The organism is Pseudoalteromonas porphyrae (genome assembly GCF_001298125.1).
Lineage (GTDB): Bacteria > Pseudomonadota > Gammaproteobacteria > Enterobacterales > Alteromonadaceae > Pseudoalteromonas > Pseudoalteromonas neustonica.
Map to the genome: position 1 here is coordinate 56,698 of NZ_LHPH01000012.1, position 12,867 is coordinate 69,564.

11 protein-coding genes are annotated in these 12,867 nt (G+C 39.0%); 3 read left to right on the forward strand and 8 right to left on the reverse strand.

Going from position 1 to position 12,867, the window contains the following annotated elements; translation table 11 throughout:
* Positions 1-2 precede the first annotated feature (2 nt).
* Positions 3-206, reverse strand: a complete 204-nt coding sequence (locus ADS77_RS11645; RefSeq protein WP_054203124.1) for a DUF3283 family protein — start codon at positions 204-206, stop codon at positions 3-5.
* A gap of 226 nt (positions 207-432) precedes the next feature.
* Between ADS77_RS11645 and ADS77_RS11650 the strand changes: the two genes are divergently transcribed.
* Positions 433-1,050, forward strand: coding sequence for a transporter substrate-binding domain-containing protein (locus ADS77_RS11650; protein ID WP_235575770.1), 618 nt, complete (start codon positions 433-435; stop codon positions 1,048-1,050).
* Here the strand turns inward: ADS77_RS11650 and ADS77_RS11655 are convergent.
* The 4 genes from ADS77_RS11655 to zntR form a co-directional block, all read right to left on the reverse strand.
* Positions 1,047-1,292, reverse strand: coding sequence for a DUF1289 domain-containing protein (locus tag ADS77_RS11655; protein ID WP_054454553.1), 246 nt, complete (start codon positions 1,290-1,292; stop codon positions 1,047-1,049). The two genes, ADS77_RS11650 and ADS77_RS11655, sit on opposite strands and share 4 nt — an antisense overlap.
* 114 nt (positions 1,293-1,406) lie before the next feature.
* The gene (locus ADS77_RS11660) at positions 1,407-2,540 is read right to left on the reverse strand and encodes a 1-acyl-sn-glycerol-3-phosphate acyltransferase (protein ID WP_054454555.1); all 1,134 of its coding nucleotides are present in this window, start codon (positions 2,538-2,540) and stop codon (positions 1,407-1,409) included.
* 158 nt (positions 2,541-2,698) lie between these two features.
* The gene (locus tag ADS77_RS11665; protein ID WP_054454556.1) at positions 2,699-3,892 is read right to left on the reverse strand and encodes an SO_0444 family Cu/Zn efflux transporter; all 1,194 of its coding nucleotides are present in this window, start codon (positions 3,890-3,892) and stop codon (positions 2,699-2,701) included.
* Positions 3,876-4,289: a Zn(2+)-responsive transcriptional regulator gene (gene zntR, locus ADS77_RS11670; RefSeq protein ID WP_082355674.1), complete on the reverse strand. Its 414-nt coding sequence runs from the start codon at positions 4,287-4,289 to the stop codon at positions 3,876-3,878. The genes ADS77_RS11665 and zntR overlap by 17 nt, the downstream gene beginning before the upstream one ends.
* A 99-nt stretch (positions 4,290-4,388) precedes the next feature.
* Here zntR and ADS77_RS11675 point away from each other — a divergent pair, with 99 nt between their 5' ends.
* Both ADS77_RS11675 and ADS77_RS11680 read left to right on the forward strand, forming a co-directional pair.
* Entirely contained in the window at positions 4,389-5,333 is a 945-nt protein-coding gene (locus ADS77_RS11675; protein ID WP_054454559.1) for a D-2-hydroxyacid dehydrogenase, read from the forward strand.
* A 161-nt stretch (positions 5,334-5,494) separates the two neighbouring features.
* Positions 5,495-5,872 (forward strand): DUF3192 domain-containing protein, encoded by a 378-nt coding sequence (locus tag ADS77_RS11680; protein ID WP_054203118.1) that lies wholly within the window; start codon positions 5,495-5,497, stop codon positions 5,870-5,872.
* A 729-nt stretch (positions 5,873-6,601) separates the two neighbouring features.
* Here the strand turns inward: ADS77_RS11680 and ADS77_RS11685 are convergent.
* The 3 genes from ADS77_RS11685 to ADS77_RS11695 form a co-directional block, all read right to left on the reverse strand.
* On the reverse strand, positions 6,602-7,516 hold the full coding sequence (locus tag ADS77_RS11685; RefSeq protein ID WP_054454561.1) for a diguanylate cyclase: 915 nt from the start codon (positions 7,514-7,516) through the stop codon (positions 6,602-6,604).
* On the reverse strand, positions 7,500-11,270 hold the full coding sequence (locus ADS77_RS11690) for a PAS domain-containing hybrid sensor histidine kinase/response regulator (protein ID WP_054454563.1): 3,771 nt from the start codon (positions 11,268-11,270) through the stop codon (positions 7,500-7,502). Before ADS77_RS11690 ends, ADS77_RS11685 begins: the two co-directional genes overlap by 17 nt.
* 66 nt (positions 11,271-11,336) lie before the next feature.
* Positions 11,337-12,734: a PhoH family protein gene (locus ADS77_RS11695; RefSeq protein WP_054203115.1), complete on the reverse strand. Its 1,398-nt coding sequence runs from the start codon at positions 12,732-12,734 to the stop codon at positions 11,337-11,339.
* Positions 12,735-12,867 lie beyond the last annotated feature (133 nt).

The following is a 12,867-nucleotide window of genomic DNA, read 5'->3' on the forward strand; positions in this document are numbered from 1 at the left end:
GGTTAACTCAGCATAACTGCTAAATATTGCTCAAATTGTTGCTTAAGAAATACTTGGTCAGCAACAGGGCGGCTATGTATGGTGTTATATATTTGTTCGCGAGTGCTTTTTCCACGTTTTATTTGATACGCCCAAAACGATGCTTCATAGTCTAATTGAATTTGATATTTTTGCTCTCTAGGGAGTAAACATAAGTTAAATGACATCAATTACCCGTTATTATTACAAACCATATAAGTGAGCTTAGTATATCAAATAATAATTTAAAACGAGCAAAAAGTAGTAGCTAACCTTGCTCTTTGAGGGATTTAAACGTAAATTAGTGGCGTTTTTTCGTCCTCACCTGGAGACATGTTGATTAAATATATCTTGCAGATTTTCATATTCATTCTATTACTTTCCCCTTGCCGTAGTATGGCTGAAACTAAATATATGACTTTCAATCGACCCGCCGATACACAGCAAGCACGCTATGTTATTGAGTTAATGACGATGGCATATAAAGAGCTTGGCTACGAACTGCATATTATAGACTTCAACCATCAGAGCTCGCTTGCAGCTGCAAATAACGGTACGCTCGATGGTCAACTAGGTCGAGTTGCAAGTATCAATAAAAAATATAAAAACTTACGATTAGTCAATGTCCCATTATTTGAATTTGATTTGATTTTATTGAAAAATTGTCAACAATGTAACTTTGATCAAATAGCTAATATCGCGATTCAATCTGGTTACCCTGCAGCGCAAAACTACCTTGACCAACACCCATATATTGGCGATGTTATACGTGTAAAAAGTGTCACTGCGCAGCTTAACTTACTTACCCAAAAGAAAGTTCAAGGGGCTATTTTACTCGATTTCCTATTAGATACTGCCCACCCAAGTTTTGATGCAAATCAGTTCCACAAAGAAGTATTAATCCCAATTAAAAGCTTTCATTTTTTACATTCACGTCATCAAGCATTAATTCCAAAATTAGAAACCCAATTAAATAAACTAAATAAAAATGGCACAGTGCACTTGCTAAAAAATAAGTACAACCTTAATTAAAAATCAAAATCAGTTTGCTGATTAGGTATTATCGAATCATTCGTCATTGGCACTTTTTGCTGATAACGTTTATATCGCTGCTGGCAGAGGCTTATCACTTTTCTCTTCTGCGCATTCGTGAATGTATTCCATGTAAACCGTTCATCCCGGCTACGATAACACCCTTTGCAATAGCCTCGGTTATTCACCTCGCATATACCTTTACAAGGACTTGGAATATCAAATATTTCAATTTGTTGCATGGTTAACAGTTAATAAAAAACACTAAATTAAGTATAGCCCGTTTTTTAAACGAAAAAAAAGCCGTCTACTAAAAACGGCTTTAATCTATCTAAACGACTTGATAGAGACTTAATTTATTTATAACTTTCGCTACTGTTTAACTCAGCTTTACGTTCAAAAGGCTTTGCGTACATTGCCAACACTAATGACTTTAATTCTTCAGGAACTAACGCCATACGCTGCTCAAACTCTGCGGCATCTTTTTTATCTATAACGGCTTGTTTACACCCACCAGCAATATAATTTCCTGGGTGTAAAAAGAATGAATCAATGATTTGCTCATCGATTGTCTTTGCTAGCTGCTCAGGTGAGTCGCAACCATCTTCAACCGGCTGTCCAAATGCTAGATGCACATGCCCTTTGGCCGCACTAAACCCTTCAACGATACTCGCTATGTCTTCACCTGCTGATTTGGTGTATTTACCATGATGTAGCTTATGATAGAGCTCTTTAGCCTTGGCTATTGCGCACGGCTCATATTGGTAAGAGATAGACACAGGTACAATTTTTAATTCGCGAATATATTCAGAGAATTCTTTTTTCTGCTTCCGCCCCTGTAATTGCAACATTTTCAGCAATGCAGGGTCTGTTTGATCAAATCCATCTTTTGCACGCCCTTCTTTTTGTGCAATCCAAATTGAATTACCACCGATTAATGAATCATAAATATAAGCAGAAAGGTGTGACAAAGCACGAAACATCTCTTTTGGGGCTTTAATAGAACGCTTTACAATAAAACTCTTATTTAAGCGCATTAGCTCTGTAATATAAGGGATTTGCAGTAGGTTATCGCCAATAGCAATACGCACTGTTTTCATCTTATAGCTAAATAACCCCCAATTAACTAACGCTGGGTCCAATACAATATCGCGATGATTTGAAATAAATAAATAAGCTTGTTTTGGATCTAGTTTATCAAGTCCAGAAAATGTTACCTCTGACGTTGTCCGCTTAACTAACATTGCTAAATATCTAGATACTTCTTGTTGAACTTCCTCAACAGTGGATATAGCGCCCCATTTTTTACGTAATTGACGCCTAACAAGCGCACGAGAAACAATCGAGAATGTAGATAAAAATCGCGGCAGATTATATTTAGCTAACACATCAACAAACGCATTATCATCAATTAAGCGTGCCACTGATGCGGCCACTTCATCATCATTGTAGGGTCTTATATCGGCGTACTTATCCACGAGCTCACTCATTTGTGCATCTTTAAAGTTAAAAAAACGGCACGCAATCGCGTACCGTTTATATTCTGTTGACGATTATAACTCAGGCAATTGAAAATGCGAACTAAGTCATTAACTTAGTCATCTATTGATGTTAAACAAAATCATCAAAACCCTTTAATAACAATTAGCTATGTAATGCTCTTACCAGTAGTTCCATATTTACCAATAGCAAATTTGACTACTAAACGTACCATTAATGTCAGTAAAATGACCCCACTGAGCAAAGTTAACCAATGCGGCAATACCTGGTGCTCCTCACCTAGCAATGGCGTAACTACAAAACCAAATTCAGCAACAAGGTAATCAGTTAAAAAGCCAAACAGTAATGCAACGCCTATTACCCCTGTTAAATAGGCTGCAACCGCTCGCCTACCAAGTTCGTTTGCTACAACGCCAAGAGTAGCTATGTTGGTTGCAGGGCCCGCCAACATAAAGACCAAAACTGCCCCTGGTGCAACACCACTTAATAATAATCCAGCCGCAATAGGGGTTGAGGCAGTGGCACAAATATACATTGGAATACTAATCAATATCACCACTAGCATTGCCAAAATACCACTCCCCCACTGAGTTAAAAATGACTCAGGTACGAAAGTTTGAACCAATGCCGCAAAAAATAAACCAATCATGAGCCATTTCATTGTATCTGATAGCAACTTATTACAACTAAAGCTTACTGCTTGTTTAAACTTCTCCCATTGCGTATCAGTCACCGTGTCTGTCGTATCACAACAACTTGGTTCATTAATTTGTTTGGCTGTCTCTGCGCTTGGTGCGCAACATGTCTCACTTTCTACCTTTATTGAACCTGTACTTGATGAACAACAGCTAGGTTTTACTGTCGGTTCAGGTTGTTTCTTTGAGCAGCAACTTGGTTTCCCCGCTAAGCCCTCATCACTTTTTAGATCAATTGGTTGCTCATCCTTTGTATCTCGCCCAACTAAAACACCTGCAACGATTGCGCTACAAATTGCTGCGATTGGACGAATAACGGCCATAAATGGGCCCAATAAAACGTATGATACAGATACCGAGTCAACCCCAGTTTCTGGCGTTGAGACTAAAAATGCAGTTGTTGCGCTTTTTGACGCGCCCGCACGTCTTAACCCTATGGCAGCAGGGATAACACCACATGAACATAAAGGCATTGGCGCACCAATCAGTGCGGCTTTAACCGTGGTCCAGAAACCTTCTTTCCCCAAATGCTTGTTAAGAAAGTTAACAGGTAAATAAACATTAAGCATGCCAGCGATCAGCAAACCAAGCATTAACCAAGGTGCAGATAATAAAAATAGCTGCCAAAAATTATTGAGTAAGTCCATCGATATCCTCCAAAGTAGTTAATATAGAGCAGTTATCTGCGGGCTCTTCACCGCCACAGCATTTGTCAGCTAAAACAGATAATGACTGATGAAAGCGCGTTAATTCAGCAATGCGCACTGCAACAAGATCTCGCTTTTGTAAGGTTAAATTTTTAACTTCGTGGCATGAATGCTGCTGTTTATGAAATTTAATTTGCAGTAACTCTTTAATTTCTGACAAACTAAAACCGACATTCTTTGCGCGTAAAATAAACTTCATTTGTTTTAAGTCTGACTGGCTATAATCACGATACCCAGATTGTGTCCGCGATGTAGCCGTTAACAAAGCATGCTTTTCGTAGTACCTTAATGTATCTGTTGAGACACCTAACTGGCTTGCAAATTCGCCTATTTTCATCATCGTCTCCAATGAATTTTTATCAACTTTTACTTACTATAAACCTTAGAGCACACACTAAGGTCAAGTATTTATAATTTTTATTTTAAAGGAAATAGTATGAATATCACTCTACTCGATAGCGATACTTTAGCAGGCACTTCACTTAAGCCTTTTCAAGAGCTTGGTAAGTTTAAAAGCTACCCTCTAACGAGCACTGAGCAAGTTATTACTCATAGCCTAGGTGCCGATGTGTTGATCACTAATAAAGTTGTACTTAATCGCGAGACGCTCGCACAACTCCCCGCAGTTAAACTTATTTGCGTTGCAGCAACTGGCACAAATAATGTCGACTTAATCGCAGCGAAAGAGCTTGGCATTGCAGTCGCCAATGTAGCTGGATATTCTACACCTAGCGTTGTTCAACACACTTTTGCATTAATTACTAACTTGCTCGGTAATACACATCGCTATATTAATGATTGCCAACAGGGGCAGTGGCAGCAAAGCCAAATGTTTTGCCGTCTTGATTATAGTTTTAACGAAATTGCGGGTAAAACATTAGCGATTATTGGTTATGGTTCATTAGGTAAAGCCGTTGCAACTGTAGCCAATGCATTTGGCGCACACGTCATTCTTGCTGAGCGTAAAAACCATCCCGTTAGGCAAGGCCGCACTGAATTTTATCAAGCAATAAAAAGCGCTGATATTATTAGCGTACATTGCCCTTTAACTGATGAAAGCCGAGATCTAATTAGCGCAGAAGAGCTAAGTATGATGAAGCCCTGTGCTATTTTAATTAATACAGCCAGAGGCGGTATTGTAAATGAAACTGACTTAGCCCATGCACTCGCTGAGAATCAAATTGCTGCAGCTGGGGTTGATGTGTTAACGAAGGAGCCTGCCACTGACACTAACCCGCTAGTAAGTTATCAAGGCCATAACTTAATTTTAACCCCTCATATTGCATGGGCCAGTGAAGAGTCAATCATTCGCCTAGTTAAACAGATAAGCTTGAATATCAGTGCATTTAGCCAAGGTGAGAGCCGAAATAGACTGGTCTAATAGACTAATTATTAGTTATAAATACCAAGCCATATGCTATTCACACATCGTATATGGTTTCAAAAAACCTAACACACTGATTTTAAACAAGCTAAAAACTTGGCCAGCTATTTGCTAAATATTCAATAATAAATACCGTACTTAGCATCAGGGCAAATATAATGAAAAAAACACTTTTAATCGCAGCACTTACAATACCATTTTTAACTGGATGCGTTATTGCAGTATCAGATGGTGAAGCAGAAACACATTGGGCAGGCAGTGATACATCTAGCTGGGAAAAGCACCACAAATATAATCGAGAGGCTATTGCAAATATTGATTTAGATAGCAGTTATCAATCTGTTTTAAGTAAACTTAAAACGCCTAACTTCTCTGAGCTGTTAAAAAAGAATGATGATGTGTATCAGGTGTTATTTTACGCCACTCACAGCATTCACTCTGACGGTAAAATGACCAAAGATGAGTGCACTGCGCTTGTATTTAAAAATGAGAAACTCATTGGGGTGGGCGATACCATCTATAAATCACTTAACTAACATTTATACCAATCTGCGTAGATATGGGGTCTATTTAACGACAAGAAAATTGCGCTATACCTAGGCAGAAATTTTTATATCTAGGGCGTGTTGACCTTTCGTGATTAATTTTGCAGCAGTATGTTTGGTATTTAGGCAAGACAGCGCCTATGCAGTGTGGTTGTTCCCCATAAATAGGCGATAACGCAGTATAAATGCCAAACATGCGCTGCCCAAAGGGTTCTTCCTAGGGGCGATTGACTCTTTGTTGCTCGGTTTTGACTTAGCCCGCTAGGTTACAAACCTCGCGCCGCGATTAAATCGCCCCTAGATTGAACAAATTTCAATCCACAAAGGTCAACACGCCCTAGTTGTTCTAAATAAAAAATTTTTAACGACGTTATAGCGTGATTTAATTCGTTAAATTGTTCAAATATTTATGCAGATTGGTATTATCTGCCTAAACCACCTCAAGATGCGAGGGTCGTTGGAATTAAAAGCGATTTAGACAAGACATTAGTTGCAAGTAATAGTGGTTCTATTTTTAAAATCAACCCCTTATAAAAGTAACGCAGTATAAATCGCTTTTAAACTAACCCATTGGGCGGTTCACAGGCACCTGTGAAACGCTGAATTCTGCATCTTGAGGTGCCTTGGGTATATTGCGCTGGGTAGATAACAATCTACCCATGATTTTATTTTAACTAACTACAACATTGAAAGCTTTTAAAAACCTAACTCGCTCTTTTATTATTGCGTTCGAATGACACGCGCAACAATGATATCTCGACCAGCATCTTTCGCTTGATATAACCCTAAATCAGCCTCTTCTAACAGTGTATGTTCGCCATATACTTGGCCGCACTCTGTTGTCGCAACACCAATACTTATTGTTATATGATCAGCATTTAATGATGCCTTATGCGGAATATTCAATCCGTTGACTGCATCTCTTAACTTATTTGCAAACTGCAACGCTTCATTTTTTCCCATATCGGGTAAAACTGCAGCAAACTCTTCTCCCCCATAACGCGCAACAAAATCACTTGCACGCTCACATTCGCCCACTAATGCATGCGCAATACGTTTCAAGCAGTCATCTCCAGCACGGTGGCCATAACAATCGTTGTAACGTTTAAAGTGATCTATATCCATAAGTAAAACTGATAATGGGGTTCCAGCTCGGCGGCTTCGTCGCCACTCCCGAGATAAGTTTTCATCCAAATAACGCCTATTTGGGATTTCCGTCAAACCATCAATGGATGCTAGCATTTCAAGTAAGTCATTTTTCTGTTTTATAAGTAATTGATTTCTGACACGAGCTTTTACAATTGTAGGGCTAAAAGGTTTTGCAATATAATCCATAGCACCTAGTTCAAACCCTTTAGCTTCATCATCATGACTTGTATTGGCCGAAATAAAAATAACGGGGAGAGCTTGAGTTGATGGATTTTCTTTTAACTGAATTAATACCTCATAGCCACTAATACCAGGCATCACTATATCAAGTATAATTAAATCAACCGCTGTCGATTTTAAAAAAGTGAGTGCTTTTTCACCATTTTCAACCAAGAAAGTATCATGCTCACTTGCAAGTGTTTTCTCCAATACCAATCGATTTAGAGGATCATCATCAACAATAAGTATTTTAGCTCTTTTTAACATCTGCTAGTCCTTGTATCTGGATATAAGCCATGGCTTGTTTTAACTCCTGTATAAGTTGATCCTGTAATAATGGATCGGCTTCTTTCAAGGCGCGTAACTTATACTCTAGTTGCTTAGCCAACTCTGAGAGCCTGCAAAATCCTAGGTTTCCTGATACGCCTTTAATGCTATGCACTAACCGTTCCAGTTCTCTTGGTTGATTATATGTTATTAATTTATTTAGGTGGTCATTACATAATTTAGCAAACTTCCCCAGCATAACCAGTAATAAATCACTATCACCGGAGAATTGTTCCAATGCAAAAGGTTCATCATAAAAATTGGGAATTTCAATTTCAAGATCATTAATTGCTTGCAATAAAGTAGGGGCTATAACGGGCTTTGTTAGGTGTTTGTTCATTCCTGCAGCTAATGAACGATCCTCGTCTGCTTGTTCACAATGCGCCGTTAGCGCAAAAATCGGCAGCTGCTGTTGATCATATTGCTTACGCAGCAATTGCGCTGCCTGTAAGCCATCCATTTCTGGCATTTGTATATCCATTAGAATGAGATCTGGCATTATTTTCTTGACTAACTCCAAGCCTAACAAAGCACTTGTCGCCGTAAGTACATTAATATTAGCTTGAGTTAAAACATTACTAATAATATCGATATTAAGCTGATTATCATCAATCACAAGCACTAACATCCCTTTAATGTTTAGGGGTATCGGCGCTTTTACTTCGGCATTACTAAATAATGCCACAGGTTGCATAAGACGCTGTACTAATGCACTGCTTTTAATAATGTAAATAGGAATATTAGCAATAGAGGGCAGCGTTATCGTTTGACTAGTTTGAATAACGTAAAGGGATATATTATGTGTGATTATTGCAGCTTTTTGGTATTCGCAGCTCAGTAACGTTGATACGTCAACATCGCTGATTATAACTTTCTGGTAATCAGTGAGCATTACATTTTTACCTACGTCCGCGATACGGCTAAAATGTAAGTCTGTCATTGGTGCAAGCGCATTCGATAAATTCGTTTCAGCCTGATCGTAAACAACTAAGGTGTTACGCCACAGAATTGGCACCTCTGCATCAGGAGCATTGAATGCAATGCTGAAATAAAACTCGCTCCCCACTCCTTTTGCACTTTTTAGCGCAATTTCAGAACCCATTAATGCAATTTCGTGCTTTACGATGGCTAACCCTAAGCCTACACCTTGGTGGGTACGTGTCAGTGATTCATCACCTTGGGTAAATGCGTCAAATAACCGACTTTGGTCAGCTTTACCAATACCTATTCCGGTGTCAATCACCCTAAAGCAAACATGCTGTAGTGCAGAGCCAGTCTCTCTACTTTGCAACTTGAGAGTGACGCATCCTCGCTCTGTAAATTTAACTGCATTTGTCAGCAGATTACCCAGAACTTGCTCTAAACGAATATAATCACCAATCAATTGCGCTGATATATCAGGGTCAACTTCGATCTTAAATGTCAATCCTTTTTGCTGGCATAGCCCGGTCAATAAGCTTTCGCAGCTATCAATTAATGTTACGAGATCAAACGTGACCATTTCTAGGCGGACTGAGCTATTTTCTACACGAGCAAAATCGAGCATTCGATTTAACATCGTTAATAAGCTTTGTGCTGAATTCTTTGCTTGCACTGCATATTGCTGTTGTTGGTTTGTGATCCCCTGCTGAGTGATCATGTCAATCAACCCAGTAACTGCGTTTAGAGGCGTACGTATTTCATGGCTCAAATTAGCGATAAAGCGACTTTTAGCTTCGGTTGCCCGCTCAGCATCCTGTTTAGCTTGTGTCAAAGCGCTAATATCTTGAATATGAATAACATAATAATAAGGAGCTTGCTGAGCATCCCACACTAACGACACACTGAGTTGCCACCAGCTTTGCAGCTCTTGTTGCGCAAGAGTAAGATGGTAAACCTTCTTTTTTTCACTCAATAATAATGCAAGCAGTGACTCAATTTCCTGCCATTGGCCTGCCCCAAATAAATCAGCTAAAGGCATTGCCTCCTCAGCTTGCTCAATCTTAAAAAGCTTACGGGCAGTTTTATTCAATTGTAATACGGTATGCTCAAGTGACAGCAAAATAACACCGTTTGCAGCATATTCAATAGCGCTTCTAAACTTTGATTCAGAAGCCCTTAATGCTAATAAAGCCTGTTGCTGCGCTGTAATATCACGGCCAATTCCCATGGTCCCCAATAAATGGTTTTGATCATTATAAAAAGGCGCGATTGTTAATTGAAACGTTTGCTGCGGTGTTTCTATTCGTTGTTCTGCTTTACTTCTCGTTTTTAAAACATGCTGCTCTAACTCATTAATATGATGGCTATCATCGCTGATATCACAAAGCTGCTGGCCCACCAGCTGACCTTGCTCAATGCCTATGTATTTTTCATATGCACGATTACACCCTAAAAATGAACCGTCGATATTTTTAAAGTAAATTAAGTCAGGTACGCTATTTAGCATAGTATTAAGTAATGCTAAATGGCGTTCTTTTGCTTCATAACTACGTGCCAACTCTCTCGTTTTTATTTTTACTTGAGCATCTAGTTCAGTATTTGCTAGCTGTAAGGATTCTACTAATTGCTGATTTTCATTAAGCACTCGTTTTATTCTGCTAAACCAAGGCTGCCAATTTATGGGTATACGATAATCTAAATTGTCACTATAGCGCTCATCATTTTGCTCAAGGAAAGCCATTAAATACGTCATTGGCTTAACAAAAATACGACGACTTAGCCAAAACACCACACTGAACATCATCACTAAAAAAACACTTAAAAAAACAAACTCTATAATGACCTCATAGCGAATAGGCGGCACCAACTGGTAATGAGATTCAAAATATGCGGCATAAACGGGTTGCCGTTTTTTATCTTGAAAAACAACTAAATTATCACGACTGTCCCACTCTCCTTGCATTGGTTTTACCGGTCTTGAAGATGACCAATACTGATCAAGCTCAGAGACATTTCCAATCTCATTCACAGAGCTGGCAATAACCGTATTCGTCTCAGTTAAAAATATATACTCACCGTTTTTTGATGATATTTTTCTTAACCAATCAGAAACAGCCCCCAGATCATAGATTAAAATTATATAGTCTTGACTACCTTGCTCTCGCTGCTTACCTATCGCAAAATACTTTTTATCATCAAGCTTAATAATGCGGCTTGAGGAAAGCATGTTTTCTCTAAAATCAGGACGCAAACCACCATCAAGTATCTGTGTTAATAAGATACTGCTATCGTCATCCCGACGCTTAACATACGCAAAACCTTGCTCATTTACATAAGCAACAGCCGCCAATGACTGAATTAATGACAGCGCTGTATTAAAAGCAGGCCCTAGCGCAATTACATGCTGCCATTTTGCGAGCGCATTAGGTGTTGAGGAAAATTGTTCTTGGCCTACAATCTCCCCTCCACCAGAGGGAATTTTGCGATAATAATAGTTTTCTAATTGATTAACATCTTCTAACCACTGGCCGTCAAATTGATAAGATAAGGGTTGTTCATATTGTAAAAATAAAGTGCTGACTAAGTCTTCCGCAGCTTCCATACGATATTCAAGTTGTGCTGCCAGTGTAATAAAGTCTGCTTCACGTTTAGCAACCGTTCGATCTAATTTAATAGAATATAAATGTAAGCAGAGTAAAAAAGCCACTAGCAGTGGCACTATAAGCGCAACGGCTAATGAGCGGTAATAGTGTTTTAATGGTAAAAAGTCCAACAGACTGCCTATTTCTTGACCCAATAATCAGAGTTTAGATTATCGAGCCAAGTACATTCACGCAAGTTATAAATTTTCTTCCGCAAATGAAGCTAAGCGACTACGAACAACACCATTGAGGTTCACGGTAGCACTGCCCTCAAAGTCCTTAAAGCGCTCGACAATATAGGTTAAGCCCGATGTCACTGGGGTTAAGTAGTTACTATCTATTTGTGCCAGATTACCTGAACAAATTAACTTTGTCCCTTCACCACAACGGGTGATAATCGTCTTTAGCTGTGACGCAGTCAGGTTTTGACTTTCATCTAAAATAACCACTGCATTTTGAATGCTACGACCACGCATAAAGTTAACTGATTTAAACTGTACATTCGCTTTTTCCATAATGTAATTACGACTTGATATTGGGTTTTCATCCCCTTTATGGAGCACTTCTAACGTATCTGTAATTGCAGCTAACCATGGCGCCATTTTCTCCTCTTCTGTACCTGGTAAAAAGCCAATTGATTCTGCGATTTCAGGGGTGTTGCGAGTAACGATTACTTTATCGTAAATACCTTTTTCAATAATCATTTCAAGAGCGCTGGCCAGTGCTAATAAGGTTTTACCGCATCCTGCTGGGCCAGTTAAAATGACTAACTCAATATTAGGGTCTAGCAACGCATCAAGGGCCATACCTTGGTAAATGTTTTTTGGTTTAACACCCCACGCAGATTGATGCATCAAACGTTCAACACCAATATCTTTGAGCATTATGTGTTGATCATCATACGATTTAACTCGCGCTGCAAAATGGCCGTTGTCATCAAATAAATACTCATTACAAAACACACCTGGAATGAGGCTTTTTGCTACTTTATGAAAAGTATCTCTACCATGTTGCTGCGTTTCACACTCGCCAACATGTTGCCAAAAATCACCGGTGATTTTTTGATAGCCACTGCTTAAGAGTGCAATATCATCAATGAGTTGGTCGGTGCGGTAATCTTCAACGTATTTAAGCCCTGCCCCCTTGGCTTTCAAGCGCATATTGATATCTTTAGTGACCAATACAACTTTGACATGTGCGTGCTGCTTTTGTAAATGCACGGCACAATTAATAATACGATGGTCATTTTCATTTCCCGGTAAACCAGAGATCGAATCTGCAAATAAATGGTCGTTAACAATGATTAGTGTGCCTGCAGATGACGCTTTAGCCTTTTTATTACTAGGTAACGCAACGCCTTTGAGCATTTGTTCTGGGGTTGCATCTTTGAGTACTTCATCTAAACCGCGAATGGCCACACGTGCATCGCGGCTAACATCATGCTTACGGTCTTTAATATGATCCAGTTCTTCTAGAACGGTCATTGGAATAACGACGTCGTGTTCTTGGAATGATAAATACGCGAGGGGTTCGTGAAGCAATACATTGGTATCTAGCACATACATTTTACTATCAAGGTTCGAAGCTTTTTCCATAGCACTTTCCTTACGTTTTATGATTTTTATGCTATACCCAACTAACTAAGTAAAACGAGTTAACGCTAAGCTCATAACACTTAATTGCTAAGGTATATTGTAAGTTTAGCTTAGTTGTCATAAAAGACCCTTT